22 protein-coding genes are annotated in these 26566 nt (G+C 47.5%); 15 read left to right on the top strand and 7 right to left on the bottom strand.

Annotated elements, in window-relative coordinates:
* Positions 1–152: 152 nt before the first annotated feature.
* The 10 genes from hisG to metF all read left to right on the top strand — a co-directional run bounded on the left by hisG (position 153) and on the right by metF (position 12071).
* Complete coding sequence (gene hisG, locus GO755_RS26275) at positions 153–1013, top strand: ATP phosphoribosyltransferase (RefSeq protein WP_157588282.1); 861 nt, start codon at positions 153–155, stop codon at positions 1011–1013.
* A gap of 97 nt (positions 1014–1110) precedes the next feature.
* Positions 1111–2400 (top strand): histidinol dehydrogenase, encoded by a 1290-nt coding sequence (gene hisD / locus GO755_RS26270; RefSeq protein ID WP_157588281.1) that lies wholly within the window; start codon positions 1111–1113, stop codon positions 2398–2400.
* Positions 2401–2426: 26 nt separating this feature from the next.
* Entirely contained in the window at positions 2427–3611 is a 1185-nt protein-coding gene (locus GO755_RS26265) for an aminotransferase class V-fold PLP-dependent enzyme (protein ID WP_157588280.1), read from the top strand.
* Complete coding sequence (locus GO755_RS26260; protein ID WP_157588279.1) at positions 3608–4504, top strand: hypothetical protein; 897 nt, start codon at positions 3608–3610, stop codon at positions 4502–4504. The genes GO755_RS26265 and GO755_RS26260 overlap by 4 nt, the downstream gene beginning before the upstream one ends.
* A gap of 11 nt (positions 4505–4515) precedes the next feature.
* On the top strand, positions 4516–5013 hold the full coding sequence (locus GO755_RS26255; RefSeq protein ID WP_157588278.1) for a peptide deformylase: 498 nt from the start codon (positions 4516–4518) through the stop codon (positions 5011–5013).
* Between the two features lie 22 nt (positions 5014–5035).
* Entirely contained in the window at positions 5036–6157 is a 1122-nt protein-coding gene (gene hisC, locus GO755_RS26250) for a histidinol-phosphate transaminase (RefSeq protein ID WP_157588277.1), read from the top strand.
* A gap of 90 nt (positions 6158–6247) precedes the next feature.
* Positions 6248–6778 (top strand): hypothetical protein, encoded by a 531-nt coding sequence (locus GO755_RS26245; RefSeq protein WP_157588276.1) that lies wholly within the window; start codon positions 6248–6250, stop codon positions 6776–6778.
* 83 nt (positions 6779–6861) lie between these two features.
* On the top strand, positions 6862–10197 hold the full coding sequence (locus GO755_RS26240) for a UvrD-helicase domain-containing protein (protein WP_157588275.1): 3336 nt from the start codon (positions 6862–6864) through the stop codon (positions 10195–10197).
* 23 nt (positions 10198–10220) lie between these two features.
* The gene (locus tag GO755_RS26235) at positions 10221–11075 is read left to right on the top strand and encodes a phosphatase PAP2 family protein (protein WP_157588274.1); all 855 of its coding nucleotides are present in this window, start codon (positions 10221–10223) and stop codon (positions 11073–11075) included.
* Positions 11076–11111: 36 nt separating this feature from the next.
* Positions 11112–12071 (top strand): methylenetetrahydrofolate reductase [NAD(P)H], encoded by a 960-nt coding sequence (gene metF, locus GO755_RS26230; RefSeq protein WP_157588273.1) that lies wholly within the window; start codon positions 11112–11114, stop codon positions 12069–12071.
* Between the two features lie 56 nt (positions 12072–12127).
* On the opposite strand, the gene GO755_RS26225 is transcribed toward metF, so the two are convergent.
* Together GO755_RS26225 and rhaT are read right to left on the bottom strand one after the other, a co-directional pair.
* Entirely contained in the window at positions 12128–12877 is a 750-nt protein-coding gene (locus tag GO755_RS26225) for a hypothetical protein (protein WP_157588272.1), read from the bottom strand.
* 282 nt (positions 12878–13159) lie between these two features.
* Entirely contained in the window at positions 13160–14212 is a 1053-nt protein-coding gene (rhaT, locus tag GO755_RS26220; RefSeq protein WP_157588271.1) for an L-rhamnose/proton symporter RhaT, read from the bottom strand.
* Between the two features lie 355 nt (positions 14213–14567).
* On the opposite strand from rhaT, the gene GO755_RS26215 reads away from it, so the two are divergent.
* Positions 14568–16673 carry a bifunctional aldolase/short-chain dehydrogenase gene (locus GO755_RS26215; RefSeq protein ID WP_157588270.1) on the top strand — a complete coding sequence of 702 codons (2106 nt, stop codon included), beginning with the start codon at positions 14568–14570 and terminating at the stop codon, positions 16671–16673.
* Between the two features lie 140 nt (positions 16674–16813).
* Here GO755_RS26215 and tnpA read toward each other — a convergent pair whose 3' ends face one another.
* Positions 16814–17257: an IS200/IS605 family transposase gene (gene tnpA, locus GO755_RS26210; protein WP_157588269.1), complete on the bottom strand. Its 444-nt coding sequence runs from the start codon at positions 17255–17257 to the stop codon at positions 16814–16816.
* Between the two features lie 139 nt (positions 17258–17396).
* On the opposite strand from tnpA, the gene GO755_RS26205 reads away from it, so the two are divergent.
* The 4 genes from GO755_RS26205 to rhaM all read left to right on the top strand — a co-directional run bounded on the left by GO755_RS26205 (position 17397) and on the right by rhaM (position 21814).
* Positions 17397–18671, top strand: a complete 1275-nt coding sequence (locus GO755_RS26205) for a TIM barrel protein (RefSeq protein WP_157588268.1) — start codon at positions 17397–17399, stop codon at positions 18669–18671.
* 83 nt (positions 18672–18754) lie between these two features.
* Entirely contained in the window at positions 18755–20158 is a 1404-nt protein-coding gene (locus tag GO755_RS26200) for an FGGY-family carbohydrate kinase (RefSeq protein ID WP_157588267.1), read from the top strand.
* Positions 20159–20251: 93 nt separating this feature from the next.
* Entirely contained in the window at positions 20252–21403 is a 1152-nt protein-coding gene (locus GO755_RS26195; protein WP_157588266.1) for a glycoside hydrolase family 88/105 protein, read from the top strand.
* A 96-nt stretch (positions 21404–21499) separates the two neighbouring features.
* Positions 21500–21814 (top strand): L-rhamnose mutarotase, encoded by a 315-nt coding sequence (gene rhaM / locus GO755_RS26190; RefSeq protein ID WP_157588265.1) that lies wholly within the window; start codon positions 21500–21502, stop codon positions 21812–21814.
* 96 nt (positions 21815–21910) lie between these two features.
* On the opposite strand, the gene GO755_RS26185 is transcribed toward rhaM, so the two are convergent.
* The 4 genes from GO755_RS26185 to GO755_RS26170 all read right to left on the bottom strand — a co-directional run bounded on the left by GO755_RS26185 (position 21911) and on the right by GO755_RS26170 (position 26279).
* Positions 21911–22837 carry a hypothetical protein gene (locus GO755_RS26185; protein WP_157588264.1) on the bottom strand — a complete coding sequence of 309 codons (927 nt, stop codon included), beginning with the start codon at positions 22835–22837 and terminating at the stop codon, positions 21911–21913.
* A gap of 41 nt (positions 22838–22878) precedes the next feature.
* Complete coding sequence (locus tag GO755_RS26180) at positions 22879–23382, bottom strand: hypothetical protein (RefSeq protein ID WP_157588263.1); 504 nt, start codon at positions 23380–23382, stop codon at positions 22879–22881.
* A gap of 277 nt (positions 23383–23659) precedes the next feature.
* The gene (locus GO755_RS26175) at positions 23660–24442 is read right to left on the bottom strand and encodes an alpha/beta hydrolase (RefSeq protein WP_157588262.1); all 783 of its coding nucleotides are present in this window, start codon (positions 24440–24442) and stop codon (positions 23660–23662) included.
* A gap of 244 nt (positions 24443–24686) precedes the next feature.
* A complete protein-coding gene (locus GO755_RS26170) occupies positions 24687–26279 on the bottom strand; it encodes a serine hydrolase domain-containing protein (protein WP_157588261.1) in 1593 nt (530 codons plus the stop codon).
* Between the last annotated feature and the right edge of the window lie 287 nt (positions 26280–26566).

Genomic DNA, 26566 nt, shown 5'->3' with positions numbered 1-26566 from the left:
AAACATCAAAACCTGTCCATTTTCCTGTACTTTTGCCCCCTGATTCCATAGATCATTGTTTGCCTTACAGGCTAAAAATGACTTTGTGTTGAAAATCAATAAAGTACGTAGTGTATGGACGCTATCATACATCCTATATCATACCTCAGTTAATGTCTTCTGTATTACGCATTGCCCTGCAAAAAAACGGTCGGTTAAGCGAAGATTCATACCAGCTTTTCAAAGAATGTGGTATCCGATTCGATTACGGCACCGGTAAACTCAAGTCCATTTCGTCGAACTTCCCCGCTGAATTCCTGTTCCTGCGCGACGACGATATTCCTGGTTACGTTGAAGATGGCGTGGCCGATTTAGGCATCGTCGGCGAAAATGTAGCCGTTGAAACAGGCCGCCCTGTGACAACTATTCATAAACTGGGCTTTTCCAAATGCCGCCTGTCCATTGCTGTTCCGCGCGGTGTTGACTGGACGGGTATTCAACATCTGGACGGTAAAAATATCGCCACTTCTTACCCGAATTTATTAGGGAAATACTTAGCTGAGCAGGGCGTGCAGGCTGAGATTCATGAGATTAGTGGATCGGTTGAAATTGCACCAAGCATCGGTCTTGCCGAAGCCGTTTGCGATATTGTCAGTTCTGGAAGTACGCTGTTGAGCAACGGCTTGAAAGAGGTTGAAACGATTTTTCGATCCGAAGCCATTCTCATTGCCCGCCCTGAACTGGATGCCGACAAGCAGTCGTTAGTCGACAAACTCCTGTTTCGAATCAAATCGGTTCAGGCGGCTAAAAACAATAAATACATTGTGTTGAATGCGCCGAATCATGCCCTCGATCAGATAACAGCTTTACTACCCGGCATGAAAAGCCCGACCGTAACGCCACTAGCTACTGAAGGCTGGAGTTCAGTTCATTCGGTGCTGAACGAAAATGAATTCTGGGAAAATATTGAAGCCATCCGAGCCGCCGGTGCGGAAGGTATACTGGTTATTCCAATTGAGAAAATGATCTATTAAACAAGTTGTAAGTTGTAAGTGAGTAAGTTATAACTATGGTATTGATAGCTGTATTCTCAACTTACAACTTACAACTTGTTTACTTACAACATCATTCATGAATATCATTCCCTTTCCTGACCGCGCTGAATGGCCTGCTTTGTTGGCTCGGCCTGTGCAGTCAACGCAGCAGATTGAAACTGCGGTAGCACCCATATTGGCACAAGTTCGAGCTGGGGGCGATTCTGCCCTGGTTGAACTGGCGAAGAAATTTGATAAGATAGATCTGGATAGTAGCCAACTACAGGTTAGTTCTGATGAACTTGACGCAGCCGAAAGCCAGCTGAGTGATGAACTGAAAGCGGCCATTCGGCAAGCATACCAGAACATTCGCCTGTTTCATGAGCGGCAGAAACAGCCGATTGAGAAAGTTGAAACGATGCCGGGTGTTATGTGCTGGCGTAAAAGCGTAGGTATCGAAAAGGTTGGACTGTACATTCCGGGAGGGACGGCTCCACTTTTCAGTACGGTATTGATGCTGGGTATTCCTGCGCAACTGGCAGGCTGTCGTGAGGTAGTACTTTGTACACCGAGCAATCACCCGGCCATATACTTTGCAGCCAAATTAGTTGGCGTAACAAAAGTATTTCGCATTGGAGGGGCGCAAGCTATTGCCGCTATGGCCTATGGCACGGAGTCGGTGCCGCAGGTCTATAAAATTTTCGGGCCGGGTAACCAATACGTGACCGCTGCCAAGATGCTGGTAGCGAAGGAAGGCATGGCTATTGATATGCCTGCTGGCCCAAGTGAGGTTGCTGTGTATGCTGATGACTCGGCGATTCCATCGTTTGTTGCTGCCGATTTGTTGTCGCAGGCTGAACATGGGGCCGACAGTCAGGTGTTGCTGGTTTCAACCAGTAAAAAGCTACTTAACAGTGTTAATCTAACACTAGGCACACAACTAAGCCGACTTCCCCGGCAGGATATGGCTGCTAAAGCATTGGAAAATAGTAAGATGATTTTGCTTGATAATCAAGCTGATGCTATTGATCTGTTGAATGACTACGCTGCCGAGCACTTGATTCTGAGTATCGAAAATGCTGAAGAGGTAGCCGAGCAGATCATTAATGCGGGTTCTATTTTCCTCGGAAATTATACGCCAGAATCAGCGGGCGATTATGCGTCAGGCACTAATCATACGTTGCCCACCAATGGGTTTGCACGAGCTTATAGTGGTGTATCGCTGGATAGCTTTGTTAAGAAAATTACGATTCAGCACATTACACCAGAGGGGTTGCAGAACGTAGGCCCAGTGGTTGAAGCCATGGCCGAAGCCGAATCGCTGGACGCACACAAGCGGGCTGTGACTCTTCGACTGGCAAGCCTTACTGAAGCAAATCCGGTCTGATTTACGCTAACTAGCTTAATTTTCTGATGCTCGACCTTCTTTCCCTCCGCGCCGATACGCCAGGCGTTCAGCATGTTGCCCATTTTAACAATGCCGGAGCAGCCCTGATGCCAAAGCCGGTTGTCGACGCGATAACCCAGCACATTGCATTAGAAGCTCAGATTGGCGGTTATGAAGCTGCTGCGATCCGTAAAGAAGCCATTCAGGATTTTTATGCCTCAACGGCTGATTTGCTGAACACCACTGCGAATCACATCGCGGCAACTGCCAATGCTACAGATGCATATGCCCGTGCGTTATCGTCTATACCGTTTCAGCGAGGTGATATTATTCTGACCACAACGAATGATTACGTCTCCAACCAGATTGCGTTTTTATCGTTACGAAAGCGGTTTGGTATTGAGATCGTTCGGGCGGCAGATGAGCCAACGGGTGGGGTTTCGGTTGCTGATATGGCCGATAAAATTAAGGCGCTTCGCCCGCGCTTAGTTGCTGTTACTCACGTGCCAACAAACTCGGGTTTAGTCCAACCTGTCGAAGCGATTGGGCAGATTTGCCGCGAATACGATGTATTGTACCTGGTTGATGCCTGTCAGTCAGTAGGGCAATTACCCGTTGATGTGAGTCAGATTCATTGTGATTTCCTGACTGCCACTTGCCGGAAGTTTCTACGGGGGCCACGTGGAATGGGCTTTTTGTATGTCTCAGACAAGGTTTTGGTTGCCAACATGGCGCCCCTTTTTGTCGACCTTCATGGTGCTTCCTGGGAGTCGGCTGATACGTATCAACTGGAGCCAACGGCCAAACGCTTCGAAGATTGGGAGTTCCCGCACGCACTCGTTTTAGGTGCTGTCGAAGCTAATCGCTATGCATTGGCTGTGGGGATTGAAGCCATTGCCGAACGAAATGACCAACTTTGCGCGATACTCCGAACTCGACTTACTGAGCTGCCGGGTGTGCAATTGTTCGATGAAGGCAGTCAGTTATCAAGCATAATAACTCTGTTTAGTGAGAAGATGTCAGCTGCTGAACTGCAAGCGGCCTTGTTAGCGGAACACATTAATACATCAATTAGTCCTTACGAAGCGGCTATTCTGGATTTTAAACGAAAAGGTATGTTCTCGGCTACCCTCAGGATATCGCCCCATTATTTTAATACGGAAGATGAAATTGATAGGTTGATTGACTCTCTAAAAAATAGTCTCAAATGAAATCAGCGCAGCTTACAGCAGGGGCTAACCAATACAAGCTCTTCCTGACAAAATGGTTTATGACGGGTTGTGTTGTTCTTCTGAGAATTGGTTCTGTACAAAGCCAGGACCCGTCAGGAAAACAGATTTTTGAGCGAATGTTACGTGTTTATGCCGAAGCGAATACATATCAGGATCATGGGCGTGTACAAACCGATTTTTACGAGTTTGGTCAGACGAAGCCAAAATTTACGACTATCCAGGACTTTACGACGGCTTATAATCGGCAAGCAAACCGATTTCGTTTTCAATATGAAGTTCAGCCTAAGCCGCCTAATACCCCGCTTGAAAAGATGGTAATCTGGAGCCAGGGGGCTAATGTACAAGCATGGTGGACTATATGGGATTCAACGAGCCACGAAGCCTCATTGGTTGCAGCTTTAGGTATGGCCACGGGCGTTTCTGGCACATCATCCCGTAAAGTTCCTTTCTTACTTATAGTTAAACCTACGGACGCTGGCTGGGGTATCGACTCGTTGCAAGATGTGAAATTGATTGGTACAGCTATACTGGATAAGAGTCCCTGCTATCGGCTTACCGGTCACCTTGCCAATGCTTATTGGAAAAATAAAGTACCTTTTCTCTGGATTGATCAGAAAACCTTCCTGTTACGTCGAGTTGACGAAGCCGATTCAAGTAGTAAGAGTAAGCAATTTGTAAAAAAGAGTCTGACGTATCAACCCATCCTTAATCAACCTATTCCCGAAGAGGCACTAACGTTCGAGCCTCCCGTTCGTGTTGATAAGTCAACGTTCAGACCTACGCTACGGGATGGACTTTACGTATTGATTAGTTTAGTTGGAGTAAGTTGCCTGATCTATTTATTGTCACGAAGGAAAAAACAGCCTTTATAGATCGATTGCTGATGAAACACCTCGATGACCTTCTACTCTTAGGCGATCCCCGCCTGTACGAAACCTGCGAGCCAGTGCTAGAGTCAGAGCTTCCTTTGGTGGCAGGTTGGGTGGCCGATCTACATAACGTCATGGAAGAAATTCGGGCGAAATATCAGTTCGGGCGTGGTATTGCCGCTCCGCAACTCGGCATTATGAAACGGCTGATTTACCTCAATATCGATCGCCCGATTGTTATTATCAATCCCGAATTAGCAACCGTTAGCAACGAGAAAAACGAACTCTGGGACGATTGCATGAGTTTCCCAAATCTATTGGTGCGCGTTCAGCGACATTGCAGCCTGACACTTACCTACCGCGACGAACAGTGGAAGTCGCATGCCTGGGAGGTTACAGACTGGCCTCTTTCGGAGTTAATTCAACATGAATACGACCACCTCAACGGCGTACTTTGTACCATGCGGGCAATCAACGAACAGTCATTTCGGTGGCGGCCAACCCCCAGTTAATTAATTTTAAGTTGACCAATTTATGTTCAATCTCAATAACCTCCTTCGCCCGCACATTCTTACTCTGACTCCATATTCATCGGCTCGTGATGAGTATACGGGTAAAGTGGGCGTATTTCTGGATGCCAACGAAAATCCTATCGGCTCTACTACCGATACCGGCGATTATAACCGCTACCCTGACCCACATCAGTGGGCCATTAAGCATAGATTGGCGCCTATAAAAGGTGTTCGACCTGAGCAGATTTTTCTGGGGAATGGTTCCGATGAACCCATTGACCTGCTTGTGCGTGCGACCTGTGCGCCAGGCAAGGACAATCTATTGATTATGCCGCCAACCTATGGCATGTACGAAGTCTCAGCAGCTGTGAATGATGTTGACATCATCAAAGTACCATTGACGCCCGATTTTCAGGTGGATACGGCCGCTGTGCTTGCGGCCATCACGCCAAATACAAAACTGATCTGGTTATGTTCTCCCAATAATCCGTCAGGGAATTTGCTTCAGGCCGACGCCATTCGTGCTATTCTCGAAGCGGCTGATCATTCATTAGTCATTGTAGACGAAGCCTATATTGATTTTGCCAATACGTCATCTTGGACGAGTGAACTGGATAAGTACCCCAATCTGGTCGTGTTGCAGACGTTCTCGAAGGCGTGGGGGCTGGCCGCTTTACGGTTGGGGATGTGCTTTGCCTCAGAGGAGTTGATTCAGGTGCTTAACAAAATCAAACCACCTTATAACATTTCGGCTCCTACGCAGACGCTCGCTCTTGATGCGCTTGCCCATGAAGAGGAAAAGAATGAAATGGTTGAGCAAATTTTGATAGAACGGCAGTTTTTGGCCGATAATCTGCGTTCTTTGCTATCAGTGGAGGTTATTCACCCGTCTGATGCCAACTTTTTGCTCGTTCAATTTGAGGATGCAAAGGGCATGTTTGAGCACCTGATCGAGCAGCAGGTGATTGTTCGAGACCGATCAAAAGTGAAGCTGTGCGACGGTTGCCTGCGCATTTCGGTGGGTATACGAGCTGAAAATGAGCGGCTACTGTCGGTACTTCAAACATTTACCAACGTATCAATTACGCCAGATGACTTGCCCCTCGGAACAGGCGAAGAAGCCACAAAGCCAGAACTGGTGTAAAAGCCTGATTTGTAGTTGAGCGTAATTGAGGTGGTATATCAGTTACGAGAACCGAACCCTGTAGTCTAAGGAAGACTAATTGCTTACTCTATGAAAAAATCGTTTCTATTAACAGTATTGGCCCTCGTCGGCTGGGTAATGACGCCAAACAATGCGCAGGCGCAGTATAATAACTGGTCAATAGGTGCTCGTATTGGTGAACCGTCGGGCATAAATATTCGGAAATACTTTGGTACGAATCACGCTTTCGACTTGAATATTGGGACTTATGGCGGTATTTATGGTACCAAGCGCAGCTATCGCGCCGGAGAGTACAAAAGCGTTGGATTAGCCATTCAGGGTCATTTCTTATGGCATGCCGCGTTAACAAAAAGCGAAAGTATTCGGGCGTATTATGGATTTGGTGGTCAGATTAATAATCGTCGGTATTATCCGCCCCGATTGAATGGGGAATACGAAAACGCGTTGTCTTTAGGCGGCTCGGGTATTGCTGGTCTGGAATATTTTCCGACTGGAAAACCGTACTCGTTTTTTTTGGAAACAGGTGCTTACGTCGAACTACTCCAGGCCCCATTCTTCCTGAATTTGAATACAGGAGTAGGGTTACGGTATAATTTTTAAAAGGTAGTAGGAGCGAGGAATTAGGAGTGAGAATGCTGGAGCGCCAGCAACTCCTCGCTCCTCGCTCCTCGCTCCTCGCTTCCATGTTCAAAATATACAGTTCTTCGGCAGGGTCGGGTAAGACATATACGCTTACCAAAGAGTACCTGAAACTGGCGCTTCGGCCGGGAGCGAAGGATGACTATTTTCGGCATATTCTGGCGGTGACGTTTACGAACGCAGCCGCCAATGAGATGAAGAACCGGATTCTGGAACGACTCTCCGACATTGCCGGAACGAAAGAACTTCCTCTACTGGATGAATTGGTCGTTGACTTGTATGGCACACCACTTCATACCGGTTCATTTGAGATTGCTAAGGCTGACTTACGCAAAAAAGCGGCTTCTGTTTTCAAAACTATTCTCCATCGATACGCTGATTTTAGCGTCACAACGATTGATTCGTTTACACAGCGCGTGGTAATGGCATTTACCGATGAACTCGGGTTGCCCTATTCATTTGAGGTGGAGATGGAAACCGACGAAATCCTCGAACTCGCGATCGATAATCTGATTGAGAAGGCAGGGACAGAGGAAATGGAGGAGATAACGGCCATTCTGAGTGAATACTACACTCATGCTGCTACAGAAGGAAAAAGCTGGAATCAACTGCCCGAACTGCTCAAAGAATTCGGCCGCAACCTAACCTCCGACCAGTTTTACGATGCCGTCAATGCCGCTCAGGAGCTGTCACCGGGTGCGTTACGTGCCATTCGGCTTCAATTGATGGAGTATAATCGGCAGGTAGAAACGTCTATTATTGATCAGGGTCAGCGAGCCTGGTCATTGATTACCAGCAAAGGACTTAGCGAAGAAGATTTTAAGGGCAAGAAAAATAGTATTGCAGCTTATTTTAAGACCATTGCCTTTACCAATTTTGAGAAAGAGCCGACAGCTACACACCGTAAGCAGATTGAGGGCGACTGGTATTTGCCCAAAACACCGCTTCCTATAACAGGCGCCATTGATAGCATTGCAGAAGAGCTGTGCAACTGTTTTGATCAGATCGAGGCTATCCGAACGGAGAGTAGTCGGGAGGTAAATTTGTTCGATTGTCTGTTGCCGCATTTGCAGAAGCTGGCGCTGTTGAAACAAATACGTGTGGAGTTCGATGACCTGCTTCAGAAAGACGGGCGGGTGCATATTTCAGAGTTCAACAAGAAGATTTTGGGTATTGTCGCATCGGAGCCAGTGCCGTTTCTGTATGAGCGACTGGGTACGAAGTATAACCACATTCTGATCGACGAATTTCAGGATACCTCCCGCTTACAGTTTGCCAACTTACTCCCGCTCATCGAAAACTCTCTCGGGGCCGCGCATTTCAATCTGGCCGTGGGCGATGGTAAGCAGGCAATTTACCGCTTCCGGGGGGGCGATATGGACCAGATCGTAGCCCTGCATCGACAGGATCTGGACAGTCTGAAAGTGGCGCATAATCCCAGCTCCTGGACGGCCGACCGTATTGGCATGCTCGATGGGCATCTAAAACCGGAAATACTGGATACCAATTGGCGTAGTGCAGAACCAATTGTGCGCTTTAATAATGACTTTTTTGAGTTCGTCGCGCGCCAGTTTGAGTATCAGCACCCGAAATTGACCGATGTATTCGATGCTGAGCAGCAGTTCCATCAGAAAGCGCAACCGAAAGCGAACAAGGCGGGCCACGTTCAATTAGACTTTGTAGACAAGGACGACGAACTCGGGAAAGACCTAACCACACGGATGCTCGAAACGACCATTGCGCATCTGGAGAGGTCGTTGGCGGAGGGGTATCATTACAAAGATATTGCCATCTTATGTCGTAAAAAATCGCACGCCAGAGCACTCGCCAATGAATTGAATGCTCGTCAGATTCCGCTCGTATCGGCCGATTCGCTATCGCTGGAATTTTCAGATCCGGTCAAATGGCTCGTTACGCTTATGCGGGTCCTTCAACGCCCTGACCTACGAGTGCTACGTTATGAGCTGCTGTACTTATTTCACCGGGTTGTGCAAGGGATTTTTCCCGACGATACGTTGACCGAGAAACTTCGTAACGTGGCCGAGGACGACATTTCTGCTGTCTATGATTACCTGGCCGTAGAAGGCTATCCGCTCGATCCGTATGCACTGGGGCAACTAAATCCGTACGAATTAGCTGAGCGCCTAACAGCTCAGTTTGGCCTATTCAATCAGGCAGAACACAACCCGTTTCTGTTTCGGTTTTTAGATGAAGTGCTGACATTCAATCAGAAACGTAGTGGCCACCTGAGCGATTTTCTGGTGTATTGGGACAGCGTTCGCCAGAAAATTTCAGTAGAAGGCAATGCGCGGAATGCAGTCAGTATTCAAACGATTCACAAATCGAAGGGGCTGGAATTTCCGGTGGTGATCATTCCCTTTGCCAACTGGCGGGTTGAGCCGATAAATGATAGCACCATCTGGCTCGACCTAGCCGAGATTCGCGCCGATCCGCTTTCGCATGATAATGGAAGTGGCCTCGGAAAGCTTCCCCGGCTTCTATCGGCACCGGCCAACACAACCAGCAAACTACGTAGTGCGCCTGCGTCGGTGGCTGCTCAATATGAAGAAGAGCTGACACGCACATTCATCGAAAATATGAATCTGTTGTACGTGGCTTTCACGCGCCCCACAGATCGTCTGTACATCATCGCGAAGGCATCTGATTTCGATAAAGTGGGCAACCAGAAAGATGTTAGCTACTGGCTGCATGCCTTCCTGCGCGACAGTGAAGTAGCCCGCAATTGCGGTTGTGCCTGGGAAAATAGCCGACTTAGCTACGAAATCAGCTTGTGCGCAGAGGTTATATCACATCATCAACTGGACGAAGAGATCGATGAGATTTTTCTGGACGATGTCGTGAGTGGAAATCGGGGGCAGGATATGCAACTACGTCGGCAGGCTGATCGTATGTTCGATGTTGCAACTTTTGAGCGCACCCGCGAGCGGGATCGAAAACTTTTAGCAGCTCTGAGCCTGATTAAAGGCCCCGATGCCATTGATACAGTACTTCGTCAACTCGTGAGCGAAGGGTTGATTCGTAAGATCGAATGTGAAGTATTAAAACTTAGTTTATTGGCTATTGTATCGCATCCAGACTTGGCCACCCTATTTGATGCAACACTCCGAATTGATACCGACCGGACTATTCTGAGTAGCAAACGGATGCATGGCGCACCTCATCGAGTTGTCCATTTCCCCGATGGGCACATCGTTCTGGTGCAGTACGAGTCGATGCCAGGTATTGAAGCACCCAGGAAGGGCAATCCAATTGATACGTTACGTTATTTCACAAATTTGTATAGGGATATGGGTTACCCTGAAGTTGAGGGAAGGTTGGTGTATCTTGCCGATGTGCCACAAGTGGTGCGGGTACAGTAAAATCTATGTATTATAGCTGATATATGATGTATTTTCAACAGTTAGTTTATTCAAAGAGCTATATAGCTATCATTTCATTCATCATTTATCATTCATCATTCATCATTTCATTTGCGCAATCCCCTTATCAATTAAAGACGAGTCGGGAAATCACATTGCTGGGCGCTGGGATAGTAACCCTGGGGGCATCATTAGCCCTTAACCATAGTATTGATCCACTTACGCAGGCGGAAATCAGTACGCTTAGTCCAGACGATATTAATGCTCTGGATAGGAAGGCGGTTTATCGCTGGTCATCGTCGGCCGATCAGCTAAGTAATGTTACGTTGGCGGGTAACGTAGCTCTGGCTGGCTTACTTGCAATTGGTACAAAACCAATGCGGCAGGATTTTAAAACAGTGGCCGTGATGTATATCGAAACGCTGCTGCTGGCAAATGGTGTCGAACGAACGATAAAGGGTGTAACCCAACGAACCCGCCCATTTGTTTACAATCCCTCAACTCCTTTAGACGAAAAACTGACTCGTGATGCCCGGCAATCGTTTTTCTCGGGTCATGCTACGAATGCGTTTGCGACGGCAGTTTTCACAAGTGAAGTCTTTCGTCATTATTTCCCCCAGTCAAAGTTGAAGCCTGTTGTTTGGATTGGTTCGCTCGGACTGGCTACAGCTACGTCTGTACTACGTTTTGAAGGGGGGCTGCATTATCCTTCCGACCTGCTGGCCGGGGCTGCGTTTGGTTCACTGGTGGGATGGGGGATTCCCAAGCTGCACGAAGTGAAAAATAAAACAGACCTTGGGCGCCGACTCGATGTGCAACCCTGGAGCAATGGAACTGCCAATGGAATTTACGTGAGTCTGGCTGTGTTTTCGCGTTAACTTTGACCTGTCTACGCGCAAGTGTTTATTTGACTAATGACTAAAATTACCGATCATATCAAGGCTGCAAACGGCAAACCCATTTTTTCGATTGAAGTAATTCCCCCAATAAAAGGAGATAATCTGAAGAATCTGCTCGACAATATTGAGCCGCTGATGGAGTTTAAGCCGCCTTTCATTGATGTTACCTATCATCGCGAAGAATACATTGAACGGCCTTTACCCGACGGAACCATCCAGAAAATTGTGACGCGGAAACGACCTGGCACGGTAGGGATCTGTTCGGCTATTATGCACCGGTTTGGCGTTGATCCCGTACCACATGTGCTCTGTGGCGGCTTTTCCCGTGAAGAAACGGAAGACTTTCTGATCGATTTGCACTACCTCGGTATCGACAATGCACTGGTGCTTCGGGGCGATCCGGCCAAACCCTTTACAACGTTTAAGGCTAAAGAGAATGGCTATATGTATGCCAGCGAACTAGTCGAGCAAGTAGCAAATATGAATCGTGGAATTTACCTGCATGAAGAAGATACGGCGCTGGCTCCCAGTAACTTCTGTATCGGTGTGGCAGCTTATCCCGAAAAACATTTTGAAGCTATCGACCACGATATTGATTTTCATTACCTCAAACAGAAAATCGATAAAGGGGCTGACTACATTGTAACGCAGATGTTTTTCGATAATCAGAAATTCCTGTCATTCGCTGATCGGTGCCGACAGGAAGGTATTACAGTGCCGATTATTCCGGGATTGAAACCGCTTAGCACCCGCAAACAACTCCAGATTTTACCCAAACTTTTTCACCTCGAGCTACCCGAAGATCTCGTAAAAGCGGTAGAAGCTTGTGAAAACGACCAACAGGCCCGGCAGGTGGGGGTGGAGTGGTGTATTCAACAGTGTCGTGAACTTACAGCAGCTGGCGCTCCAGTACTGCATTTTTACACCATGGGCAAGGCCGATAACGTAATGAAAATTGCCCGGGAAGTATTCTAGAAAATAACCATCGAATAGTCAGAATGACTATCCGATGGAAGCTGGCTAAAACGGCATCAGGCGAAGTAGCGTTGTGCTAAGTAATTTTGTCTGTGCCCAAGGGCTATGTCAATGACATCGAAGCGTTTAACGGCAGTAAACGAACCGATGTCGCTATCGCTATTGATGTGAATGGTACCTAGCAGGATAATGTATTTGCAATTGTACTTCGTTTGAGCAACGAGTTCCTGAATGCGCTCATCAATGGCCTCATAGATTACTTCTGTGGCTTCGTAAAGTGGAATATCCGATTTTAGGATTCGGTCTTTTTGTCTGAAAAGAATTTGCTCAAGCGTATTCATCTGATAGTCGATATCCTTGACATCCCCTTCAGTAATGGCATTATTTTTAAGCTTATTCAGCGCTCCTTTGGCCGCTCCACAGCAACTGGAGGTTATTTGTTGGCCATGCCGGTGAATTTCACCAAGAACTCCTTCGGCGGAGACGCCGATATGTGGACCGTAATAAACAAATACAGCCCCATCGTCGGGAACGTGACTGGCGAAGGCGGCCATACCGGTTAATCCTGTGAAAGGAAACCCATCCAAGCCTCCTAATTTAAACGGGCCTAAAAACTCCTGAGCTCGGGCTGGATATTGAATACTGTTAACGTCATCGCTACAGATGCTATCGGCGAACATAATTTGCGCTGGTTCCAGATCCAGGTTTTCTTCTACAAAATCAATGAGCGTATTGATGCCATCGATTGAGGTTACGGCATTAGGATAGTACTTGTGAATGAGGCCTAATTTGTCTCTTTTTTTCATAGGAGCGTTTTTAACGTTTGAGGGATGAATGGCACAACCATTCGCAGTTTACATGTCGTAAAGGTCGGCAATTTAATGAGTTTTTAATCTATTCTCCTTGTCTGCCAGTTGCTGAGCTGCAATTTAGCCAAAGGGACCAACGAACAGAAGCCAGTCAAAGCAAATTTATCCATTGCTCTGACCGGCTTCTGTTCGTTGGGTGTCGTGATTTTACGCAGCCAGGTAATTCCCGATTCCGATGATTACCTGCCTGGAGGTAGTACTGATGGGTTCATTCTCTGCTCAAAGAGAATTGCCGATTCCCACCAGTACAATTGCAATAAGAATCACAACAATGCCGGTGACGAAGGTGCGAAAGGTAGCCGCCGACACTCCCGACCACTCCTTCAGATACAAGCCCCAAATGTTCGCGGTCAGGATGATGGTGGCCATGTGCGTAATCCAGGAACTGGCACCATTGCCCAGCTTACTTTCACCCATTCCGTAGAAGAAAAACTGGAGAAACCACATGGTACCAGCGGTTGCCGAAAAAAGCACATTGGCCAGAATTGGCGTCCGGGTATCGGTGTAATTGCCGAAGGTTTTATTCTTGGCGTTTAAGTACATGCACCACAAAAAGTTAGTGGTCAGTCCGCCCCATAATACGACCACGTAGGTTACGTTGTTCTGAAACAAGGGATTGCAACCTTGCAAAACAGCCTGATCGGCCAGGGGTTTGCCCGCTTCGATGCCATAGTTGAAGAAGGCACTCAGAATACCGGAGATCACGGCAATGATCAGGCCCTTCACAAGGCTGAACTCTTTGACAGACGCTTTCTTCTCGGCTTCAGAAAGTTCAGCTTCCTTCATCATACCAGCTTTACCCGAGATTGCAATTCCGATCAGGCAAACGAGTACGCCCAGCAATACCAGCTGCCCCCCACTTGAGCCCAGCATATCGGTAAACGAGACTTTTCCTTTAACGGGGTTGAGATTATAATAGATGGAAGGTACCAGTGCTCCGAAAGCCGAGCTGAATCCTAACACGACTGAATTCCCGAGCGACATGCCTAGATAGCGAACGCCCAGACCATACGTCAGCCCACCGATGCCCCATAGCAAACCAAATACGAACGTGAGCATCTTAACATTCATATCTGCCGAGGCAATGATGGCTGCAAAATCGGGGATGGTTAAATAGGCCGCCAGGGGAGGTACAATAAGCCAGGAAAAAAGGCCGCCAACAATCCAGAAGCTTTCCCAGGCCCACCCTTTCACTTTATTGAAGGGCATGTAAAAGCTGCCCGAAAAACCGCCACCAATCGTGTGGTAAATGATGCCAATCAGAACTTGCATAAAGAAATCAATTACAATACTGTTTTAAAGCTTTGGTAACTGCCCGGTGCATGAAATACTACACCCAAGATTACAGCCACTATTTTCTAATTATAAATGATGAATGATAAATGCGTGAGGGAAAATTAGTACTGTGTGGGTAGCCCCGGCATAATTTTCAAATTTATCCTTGTTAGTTGCTAAAACCTACCTGTTCTCTCCTGTATATTCGCCCATCTGGACTGGCAAAAATCATTCAGGTATTTTGCCGTTATAATGTGATTATAACAGGAGAGTACATGAAGCAGGAGAAAATTAGCCTAACGTACTTTGTACAAAACAAGATTACTGTCGGATACTACTTATTTATCTTTTTATGAATACAACGCAAGCGTTCAACTACGTTAGCTATCTCTGGGATGAGCAAAAGGCGGCAGAGCTGGCCGGTGACGAAGTGGCTTTGTTTATTTATCGTTCCAATCTGCTCGGGGCCGATCTACGCCTGACGAACTATGCCGGGGGAAATACATCCGTTAAGTTAATGGAAACCAATCCGCTTACCGGCGAGCCTGTCGAGGTAATGTGGGTAAAAGGTTCCGGTGGTGATATTGGAACATTGACCAAAAAAGGCTGTGCGAATCTGTATGTTGAGCGCCTGCATGCGTTGAAAAGTCGCTACCGGGGGCTGGCGTTTGAGGATGAAATGGTTGGCCTGTTCGACCACTGTCTCTTCGATCCTAAATGTGCCGCCCCTTCAATTGATACGCCCCTACATGGCCTGTTGCCGTACAAACATATTGATCACCTTCACCCTGATGCGCTGATTGCGATTGCCGCCAGTCGTGATGGAGAGGCCATTATGCACCAAATTTGGGGCGATAAAATGGCCTGGATTCCCTGGCAGCGCCCTGGTTTTGACCTCGGTCTGAAACTGGAAGAAGCGATCCAGAAAAACCCAAATCTACGTGGTATTATTCTGGGTGGCCACGGTTTATTTACTTGGGGTGATACGTCTTACGAGTCGTATATGAATACGCTCGAAGTGATTGAGCAGGCGTCTGAATTCCTGAATCAAAATTATGGCAAAAAACGGCCAGTATTTGGTGGGCAGGCGCTGGAGAACACGGATGCCGATACCCGCAAAAAACAGGCCGCTGCGCTGATGCCGGTTCTTCGTGGTCTGGCTTCAGGCCATCGCCAGATGATTGGCCACTTCACCGACGACGCACGCGTGCTGGAATTCGTGAACTCAAATGATCTGCCTCGTCTGGCTCGTTTGGGTACAAGCTGCCCTGACCACTTTCTGCGTACCAAAATTCGTCCATTGGTATTGGACCCCGCTCAGTTGGCAGGTGAAGGCAGCATTGCCTATCTGGAAAAAGCGTTTGAAGATTACCGGGCCGACTATACCGCTTATTACGAACGTTGTAAACACGAGAACAGCCCAGCTATCCGTGACCCAAATCCGGTGGTGTTGCTGTGGCCAGCGGTAGGTATGTTCACCTTTGCTAAAGACAAGCAGACGGCGCGGGTAGCCGCAGAATTTTATACCAACGCCATCAACGTAATGAAGGGCGCCGAAGCCGTGTCAGACTATGTAGGTCTGCCCGAACAGGAAGCCTTCGACATTGAATACTGGTTACTTGAAGAGGCAAAACTTCAACGGATGCCGAAACCGAAACCATTGTCGGGTAAAATTGCCCTGATTACGGGTAGTGCGGGTGGCATCGGGAAGGCTATCGCCAAGAAATTTCTAGCCGAAGGTGCTGTTGTTGTGATCAATGATAACGACGCTGACCGACTGGCAGGGGCAAAAGACGAGTTCCTGAAACAATATGGCAAAGATGCCTATGCGGCCGATCAGTTGGACGTAACGAAAGCCGACACAATTTCCGCTACGTTTGATACGGCTGCACTGGCTTTCGGAGGAGTCGATATCGTGGTCAATTGCGCGGGATTGAGCATTTCCAAACCCATCGAAGAGCACACCGAAAAAGACTGGGATTTGCTGTACGACGTGTTGGTGAAAGGTCAGTTTTTAGTGACGCAGAAAGCTGTTGAGGTGATGCGGAAACAGAAACTGGGTGGCGATGTCCTGAACATTGTCAGTAAAAATGCCCTGGTGTCGGGACCAAATAACGCCGGTTATGGCTCAGCTAAAGCGGCTCAATTGCACCTGAGCCGGTTGAATGCAGCCGAATTAGGTAAGGATCACATCCGGGTAAACGTAGTGAATCCTGACGCCGTCATTTCCGACTCGAAAATCTGGGCGGGTGCCTGGGCAGAAGGCCGTGCAAAAGCGTACGGCATAACGGTGGCCGAACTTCCTGCCTATTATGCCAAACGGACATTGCTGAACGAAATCATTCTTCCCGATGATATTGCCAATGCCTGTTTAGCGTTTACAAACGGTCTACTAGCCAAATCTACGGGCAACGTCCTGAACGTAGACGGTGGTGTAGCAATGGCGTTTGTACGGTAAAATAGGAATATGGTTTACGGTTTTTGTGGTGTCGGTTTCTTCAAACCGACACCACAAAACTATCAGCCCACAAATTTATTTGTGGGTTTAATCAACAGAATTTTGTGCATCATTTTTAACCGTTTCAACGGTTTTCGGGACTATCCTATTTCATCAACGGGCAATCCATAATGAACCATAAATCGGCGGTACTCATCCATAAATGTTACATTACGGTGATGTTCCTCTTGATTTAAAATATATGCCCGAACGCGTGGTACATGTGATTCACTAACCGAAAACGCACCATAGCCAATTTGCCATGCAAAATGCGTCGCTGTCAATTTTGTCTGATTAAACATATGTGAACTTCCGCCTTTGATTTGCTTAACCACGTCAGCCATTGATTTTTTAGGATTGAGCAGAAACAAAAGATGAACATGGTCGGTCACCCCGCCAATACAATCAACAAAACAAGCCATGGTGATAAGTTGATTTCGTAGTTCGGAATGCACCGTAGGGCGAATGATAGGTGTAATCAGCGGTTGCCGATCTTTAGTTGCGAAAACCGCGTGAACCCAGATTTTGGATTTGGAATGGCTCATGGTGGAATTAGTAAAAACCGTTAAAACGGTTAATGAATGGCGAATAATTGACTTTTAATCCCACACATAAATGTGTGGGCTGATGATTGGAAAATATGACTGAAAATCCATAAAATGGATACATAAACCTTTAACCTTTATGCAACTCGAACCCGAACATATTGCCGAGTTTAACCAGTCGCAGTTGGAAGGCCACCAGCGGAAACTGTCGTACTGGACTCAGGAGGTCGCTACGGCTGAACCGATTATTCAGAAACTGATTGATTTTCAGATTGCTATTCCAAGTTGGGCATTGGGCACAGGCGGCACGCGCTTTGGTCGTTTTCCGGGTGGGGGCGAGCCTCGTTCGCTGGAAGAGAAAATTGCTGATGTAGGCTTGCTACATGCCCTGAACCGCGCTAGTGGGGCTATCTCACTGCACATTCCCTGGGATATCCCTACCGATCCACTGGCGATCAAGCAACTCGCTGCCAAGCACGGATTACGGTTCGACGCCGTGAACTCTAATACGTTCCAGGATCAACCTGATCAGCCATTGAGCTACAAGTTTGGATCGCTTCAACATACAGATCCGGCTATTCGGCAGCAGGCTATCGACCATAACATTGAGGTTATTCGGCATGGAGTGGCACTGGGTTCAGATGCGCTGACGGTCTGGTTGTCAGATGGTTCTTGCTTTCCTGGTCAACTCAATTTCCGTAAAGCTTTTGATCGTACGCTGTCGAGCCTGGAAGAAATCTATGCCGCTCTCCCCAACGACTGGAAGCTATTTGTAGAGTACAAAGCTTTTGAACCGAATTTCTATTCGATGACCGTCGGCGATTGGGGTAGCAGTTTTCTGTACGCCAACAAACTTGGCCCGAAAGCGTACACGCTCGTAGATTTAGGACACCATCTGCCCAACGCCAACATCGAACAAATTGTGGCGATTCTGTTGCATCAGGGTAAGCTGGGTGGATTCCACTTCAACGACTCCAAATACGGCGACGACGACCTGACCGCAGGTAGCATTAAACCTTACCAACTATTCCTGATCTTTACCGAATTGGTCGATGGTCTGGATGCTCGGGGAATGAATCATGCCAAAGACCTTGGCTGGATGATTGATGCCAGTCACAACGTAAAAGATCCCCTCGAAGACCTTCTGCAATCGGTAGAAGCGATTCAACTGGCTTATGCGCAGGCTTTATTGGTAGATCGGGCTGCGCTCGAAGAGGCCCGTGAAGCCAACGATCCGGTACGTGCTCAGGAAATTTTGCAGGATGCATTCCGGACAGATGTGCGCCCATTAGTAGCCGAAGCTCGTCGCCGGGCAGGTGCTGCACTGAATCCACTGGGTTTGTATCGACAACTGAATATCCGCCAGCAACTCATCGGTGAACGGGGTGCCAAAACAGTAGCAACGGGACTGTAAAATGATGTATGATATAGGATGTATGTACGGCCACGATTATACATCCTATATCATACATCATACATAACGCACCTACATCATATATGGAAAGACTTCCCGTCATTGCCATTTTCGACATTGGTAAGACCAATAAAAAGCTATTTCTCTTCGACGAACAGTATCGAATCGTCTGGGAAAAATCGGAACAGTTTGACGAGATAACCGATGAGGATGGTGACCTCTGCGATGACCTGAACCGGCTCACGAACTGGATCACTACGTTACTGACGGAAGTAGTGGCTTTGCCTGATTTCCTTGTTAAGGCGGTAAATGTTTCGGCTTATGGAGCCAGCCTGGTGTATATCGATCAAACCGGTCAACCGCTTGCGCCTTTATACAACTATCTCAAAGCATATCCTGATCACTTACTGAATCAGCTTTTCAGTGCCTACGGAGGGGAGTCTACGCTAACCCGGCAAACGGCGTCGCCTTCGCTGGGTAGTTTGAACTCGGGCCTACAGTTGTACCGGCTCAAATATGAGCAGCCTGATCTCTTTAACAAACTAGCCTTTGCTTTGCATCTGCCCCAGTACGTTAGTCATGTGATTAGCGGCTGGGCCGTCTCCGATCTAACCAGCATCGGGTGTCATACCATGCTCTGGGACTTTGATCGGCAAGCCTATCATCAGTGGGTTACGGATGAACAACTCGACACCCGTTTGGCTCCCATAGTTGCTTCTGATTCTGCTCGCCTGACGGTCTTGGGTGATGATAGCTTACAAGTTGGCGTTGGACTTCACGATAGTTCATCCGCTCTAATTCCCTACCTGTCTTCGTTTCAGGAGCCCTTTGTGCTGATTTCGACCGGAACCTGGTGTGTAAGCATGAACCCTTTTAACAGTCGCCCACTGACACCGGAAGAATTGCAGTACGACTGCCTTAACTTCATGCATTACAAAGGCCAACCCGTGAAAGCGGCCCGCTTATTTGCGGGTTACGAGCATGAGCAGCAGGTCAAACGGTTGGCTGAGCATTTCAATGTGCCGGTTAGTCAGTACAAGCAAGTGGCATACAATCCGACCACTATTGATCAGTTGCGCCATCAGGCGAGCCAGGTGACCACCGAACAGGATGCGAAGGGAAACCAGCTTCTTTCGATGAAAGGATCACTGTTTGGACAACGGAATCTTGCTGATTTCGTAACCTACGAAGAAGCCTACCATCAACTTATTCTCGACATTATATCGCAGCAACTGATTTCGACTAATTTAGTTCTAGAGGGCTCGCCCGTGAAGCGCATTTTTGTCGATGGTGGTTTTGGTAAAAATCCGATCTACATGAATCTGCTGGCAACGGCTTTCCCGACTATCGAAGTCTATGCGGCATCGGTTGCGCAGGCGTCGGCGCTGGGAGCTGCCTTGGCCATACATCAGCACTGGAATTCCTACCCACTACCCGGTGATTGCGTTGAGTTAAAGAAGTACACTGCTCACGCCGTTGCGCATTGATTTGATGTTTCAACCGGTCGTCGGAGTGCTTCCTGAGATGGGATAGAACCAATCTGACGACCGGGCTGAAACTTAAGCCTCCCCCAATCTGCTATGACAATCAGACACTCGGTCAGCCGGATGTTACTACTGTTTTTTTTAGTAAGCTTGACCGTACAGGCGCAGAAACTTCCTGATAGAAAGGAGATTATCGCCAAAATGACGTTGGCGAACGATTATTTTATGAAGACCTGGCCCGATCCCGGTAAGGAAATCGTGACCAACAAAACCCGTCCCAGCAACATCTGGACACGGGCGGTGTATTACGAGGGTCTGATGGCGTTATACGGAATCGATAAAAGGAAAGCGTATTACGATTATGCCGTTGAGTGGGGTGAAAAGCACCACTGGGGTCTCCGAAGTGGCATAAACTCCCGTAATGCCGACGATCAGTGTTGTGGACAAACCTATATTGATTTGTACCTCATCGACCACAAGCCTGAGCGTCTTCACGACATCAAAGCGTCGATCAATGGGATGCTGAAAAGCGATAAAATTGATGATTGGAACTGGATCGATGCGTTGCAGATGGCCATGCCGGTGTTTGCCCAATTAGGCGTACTGGAAAAAGACCATAGCGAGAGTGCGACTGCCTATTTCGAGAAGATGTACCAGATTTACAACTACTCGAAAACCAAACATGGCGGCAACGGTCTGTATAATCCTGAGGATCATTTGTGGTGGCGTGATAAGGATTTTGTGCCCCCTTACAAAGAACCCAATGGGCAGGATTGTTATTGGTCGCGGGGGAATGGTTGGGTTGTGGCCGCTTTAGTTCGGGTGCTCGACATTATGCCGAAAGACGCCCCGCACCGGGACGAGTACGAAAAAACGTACCTGGAAATGATGAAGGCACTAGTTCCTCTTCAACGCCCAGATGGATACTGGAACGTGAGCTTACATGATCCAAACAACTATGGCGGTAAAGAACTCACGGGAACGGCCTTGTTTGTTTACGGCATGGCCTGGGGCATTAATCATGGGTTACTCGATAGTAAAACATATCGCCCTATTATTGCTAAAGCCTGGAATGCGATGGCTACTGATTCCGTTCATCCGAACGGCTTCTTAGGCTACGTGCAGGGAACGGGCAAAGAACCCAAAGAGGGCCAGCCTGTAACCTATGATAGCAAGCCCGATTTCGAGGACTATGGGCTCGGTTGTTTTCTACTGGCTGGAACGGAGTTGTGTAAACTGAAACGTTAAATTTTAATTAGATCTCAGCTGACGGGGATTGAGCAGATCTTCATTGATAATTTGGATTTTTACCCCGCGCCATTCGCGCTTCAATAATAGATACGTATGGAAGAAGTCGCCTTTACAATGAAATTGAAACCCGGTGTTGAGGCTGAGTATCAACGCCGTCACGACGAAATATGGCCGGAGCTAACAGCGACCCTGATCGACGCAGGCGTTCGTGATTACTCGATTTTTCTCGACCGAGCTACGGGAACTCTATTTGCCGTTCAGAAACGAGTTGCCAACCACACCACTGCTGACTTGCCCAAGCTACCCATTATGAAGAAATGGTGGGCTTACATGGCTGATTTGATGGAGACAAATCCCGATAATTCGCCGGTTGCCGTTCCGCTGGAGCGAGTTTTTCATCAGGAATAGTCTTTTGCTTGAAGGGTGTTCAATGCGCTATACCTTTAGGATATGGCGTATCGAACACCCTTCAAGCAAAAGACTCAGTGGAAACAAAAAGTACAATTAATGCAAGTCTGCCAGCCACTGCTGCGCAAATAGACGAGCTTCAGCTACGGGTTCTTTCCCCAGTCGGTACAGGAATTTCCACTCGGCAGGTTTGCGCTGATAAAGTGGATTGGCGAACTCCTGTTTGTAACCCATTGGTATCAGACGAGCTTCAAAATCAACAGTTTCAGTCAGAGCGATAAAGTCCTGCAGTCGTTTTTTGAGGAGCGGACGAAAATCGGCGTGAGCGTCGAACTCAGCTTTCTGCTTCCGTTGATAAATCAATTGTTCTTTATCTAAAGTCGCCGGAGCATTCGATTGGTTTATGTTGCTCTGAGCCTGCTCTTTGATTGAAGCCAGGTACTGCTTCTTAAATTCCGCCGGAGGTAGATTCAGCATCTTTTTTAGCGCTGCAATCTGTTGCCCCTTACTTGTCCGCTCGCTGCCCGATAAAGAAGCCAATTCCTGTTCTTCCTGCGACAATTGTGCCCGAACGCCTAGTTGCAGCATGGCTGGGTCCATTTGAGCAAAAGCTTGATCCAAAGCGGCTATTTGTGTTTTCTGTGCAGCTTTTTCAATTTCACTGGCCTGCTTTTGTTTAGTAAGCCCCTCTTCGGTATACGACTCATCATAAGGGTAATACGTTCGTACATCCTGAAGCCATTCCTGTTTAAACATTGGCGACTCAACGTAAGCCCGAACAACTTTTCCTAAAGCATGTACTGTTGCTACACGAGACGATTCAGGAAGCCGACGAGCCATCTGCCGCATAGAGGCCGTTGCGTTGAAAAAGAACCACTTTTCTTCTTTTAGATTTAGTAAAACATCCTGCCGGAGTTTACCTGCCTGAATACTTAGTTCGGTCATTACGTCGCCAGAACGGGCAGCTACAAACAAATAGCTGACAACCAGTGTGAGAAGAGTAATTTGTTTACGTGATTTCATGATGTTAAAAAGAGGAAGGTTCAACCAAATGACTGAGCGACTTATAGCGCCTTCCAGGTCATGATGGTCGTGTACGACTTGGTAGGCTCGGTGACCGATAGCTCGACTTTCAGCCCACTAGCCGATGCTTCTACCACTTTCCAATCCGAAACATCGGTTGGGTCACCGTCTTCCACGATATGAATGGTTTTCGTCTGTTCATTATACGTCCAGTGGCTAGGTTTTACAGTCGAAGGGTCTGACTCATCGTCGGAGCAGGAGAGTTGGCCATTGCTGCCAGACATCGTTCCATTCTTCTCGAAAATAATGGTGTTGTCTTTGTCGCAGGCACGGAGGAAAACCGTTAGGTCGGAATCGAGTTTACCGTCGCCGTCGAGGTCAATAGCTGGATTAACCTGGAAGGAGGTCATCATCAGATTTTTGCCAACAAAAGCAAGGCTATTGTCGGTCGTGGGCTGAACAGCGCCATTGTCTTTCTTACAAGACGAGATTGTTAGCGTTAGAGTGGCCATCACAGCCAGGATTGAGGTAGTAAAGCGGTTCATTGTCTATTGTTGTTTACAGTTGAAAAAGAGGTTGCGTTTGACAGCTATCATTTGAATTGCCTGATTGACTGGACAAAGTTGGTCGTTCATTGAGGCTTCTCCGAGGCTCAGCCTGGTCAACCGACAAAAGCTTGTGATGAGTTGGTACAAACGAGTGATAAAACGGTAGAGCGTTTCTTGTCGGTAAGATTGATTTCAAAAAAGAATGGCCGGGCAAAACATTGTTTTGCCCGGCCACATCAGATTTTGTACTACGTGAATCGATCGCCCTTAATACTCAATGTTGGGCAATCCAGTTTAAACAATAATCGGCTACCTCCTGCCAGTTCTTCTGCCCTAGAACAAAGTGAGTTCGGCCTTCAAATTCTTTAAAATCTGTTACCGAATTTTTGTCTTTGTATTTTTTATAATTGCTATAGTTGAGCGAGGCTGGCACGATATGATCGTTGCTGCCAGCCGTAAATAATAGAGGAGCGTGTGGCTTTTTATAATCTACGTGAGCTACGCTGGTCAGTGCTTCCCGGAAAAGTCGCTTGCTTTCGGGAAGCAATAGCGCTTCATAACTTGCTTTTTGTTCTTCCAGTGGTAGGCCGTTGGTGAAGGCATACTGCCAATCTTTGAAGGACATCAAATAGGGTTTGTTTACGTCCGTGAAAAAGCCAAATGCTTTGTAGATTGATTTTGCGAAAGAAAATTTGGTTGTAAGTAAAAACTGGGGTGGGCCAGAATCAATAGCTATACCAGCCGCTGCCAGATCTCGTTGCAACAGGAGTTGAGTCATCAGACCACCAAAGGAATGTCCAATCAGAATTGGCTTTTCGGGGAGTTTCTGAACAAAATCAGCAAAGAAATCGGTCACGCTTGCCAGACCATTGGCGGCTATACGGGCATCTGGATGTTGCAGCCGCAAGGTGGCTGCCAGTGCGTCTTTGTGGGGCCAGGAAGGAGCATAGCAAGTATAACCTTTGCGTTCAAAATAGGCTTTCCAGTCGTTCCAGCAGGCTGAGGAGACAAAGGCTCCTGTAATAAAAACAACGGTTTTTGTGGTGCTGACTTTCATACTTGTGTCGTGAAAAAGAAGTGATACGTTTGACCTGATCTAGTTAACTCACAGTCGAAACTATGAACGGACCAAAGTTCACTAAGCCAGCGGACAACAAGTTTAACCGAAGTTAAAATCGTACTGGAGTGTAAGCATTAAGGCAAAGTTATTAACCACGAAGGCACCGAGAACACCAAGTTGAATTAACAATCTTAGTGTTCTCGGTGCCTTCGTGGTTAACATGTCAACCAATGACAATAGATTACGCCACGGCTTTTCCTTCCAGCACAGGGCGTTTGTCTTTTCCTTTCGTGAGGATGCTTATGCTATTTTGAAATTCCACCTGAACACCGTCGGCACCAAACCGGCAGGTTACTACTTCGTAGTGGGCGGTTTCAATAAATCGCCAGGTCATGACAAACGTATTTTCATCCTGCCAGCCACCACTACCAGCCACCTGTCGGTTAGGACCATTTGGAACGGGCGTTGGTGTTAAGGAAAGTGGCGCTACTGAGAAAGTAGTCGTACTATCCCGCCAGCGACCAACACCACACAATACCTGATGAGCACCCTCGTTGTCCTGAAGTTTGAATATGCAGCCATCCTTGCCGAATGTCAGGGAAACATCTTTCACGTGTAACGAATTGTCGGCGACTGTATACGTCTTGCCGCTTATTTTGGCTTGTACCGACGAGGTCGCCTGCGAAACGCTTGGTGTTAGCGTCAGGGTTGTCAGCTTTTGCGCTAATGCTGCCTGTTTCATTTTATCGGCGGGTAGGCCCGTTCCCCGAAGGGCTGGCAGAATGTGATTCCAGATCGCATCGAGAATCCCCTGGGTATTCGCTGATTCGGCAGTGATGGCTATCAGGGCGTCTTCTTTGGGTAGCACAACGCAGAATTGACCGAACGCACCATCGGCCCGATAAGCGTCGTTGCGGCATCGCCAGAACTGATACCCATACCCTTGAATCCAGTCGTTTACACTGGCATCGCCTTTACCTCCCTTCGAATCTACTTCCTTGCGGGTAGCGTCATGAATCCATGCTTCAGAAATCAGCCGTTTTCCATTCCATGTGCCCTTTTGTAAGTAGAGTTGTCCGAACTTGGCAATATCTTCCGTCTTTATCCGCAGACCCCAGCCACCGGTATTTATGCCATTGGGATCGACCTCCCAATCCATGCCTTCAATACCCAGTGGCCCGAATAAACGTGGTTTCAGATATTCGAGTATGGTTTGCCCCGTTAGCTTCTGCACAATGGCCGAAAGCATATACGTGGCACCACTGTTGTACATGTAGAATGTGCCCGGTTCATGATCGACGGGTTGGGCCAGGAATGATTTAACCCAGTTGTTGTCAGTACCGCCCCGTAACGCAGGTGTTGTGTCCTTATCATGCCCTGTCGACATGGTTAGTAGATCCTTCACCCGCATAGCAGCCAGATTCACACTGATAGTGGCAGGCACGTCTTTAGGAAAGAACGAAACAACCTTATCCTCAACGGTTAATCGCTTTTCGTCAACAGCCATCCCGACAGCCGACGAGGTAAAGCTCTTGCTCAGCGAATAGAGCGTATGAATGTACTGAGGGGCATACGGTGCCCACCAGCCCTCTGCCACAACCTGCCCATGCCGAAGCACCATCATACTGTGAATATTTAGCTTTTGGGCTTCTGCAGTATTGATAAAATCAAGCAGGCCGCCAGGAGCAACGCCCTGAGCTTCAGGTAAACTGCGGGGAAGTTTGCCCGTTTTGGTTGGTAAAGCCCAACCTGTGTTGGGTAGGGTAGAGGCAATAGCCAAACCAGCGGCACCGAAGCCAAGTTGCTGGAGAAAATCTCTGCGATTGAGGTTCATGATGTAAAGTTCTAGGTTTCAGGCTTTAACTAGTTTCAGGTTCAATAAACCTTGAACCTGAAACACTTAACAATCTTACGCAAATACGTGATTTGGCGGGGTAAGGTCAAACGGTATGCTCACTTTAACTTCATTAAACGGAAATGATGAAAAGTTGTACTTTTTGATGGCTTCGGTAATTGTTCTGTATTTGGGTTTATTTTTATGACAAAAATTGGTGTAACTATTCTTGTTCGATAATTTATTCTGCTATTCAGTCTTAATTCGTAATTAATATCTTTTGCGTG

Origin of the sequence: Spirosoma arboris (assembly GCF_009754945.1) — a bacterium.
Lineage (GTDB): Bacteria > Bacteroidota > Bacteroidia > Cytophagales > Spirosomataceae > Spirosoma > Spirosoma arboris.
The sequence above is the reverse complement of the archived record's forward strand: the minus strand, read 5'-3'. Positions and strand labels throughout refer to the sequence as shown.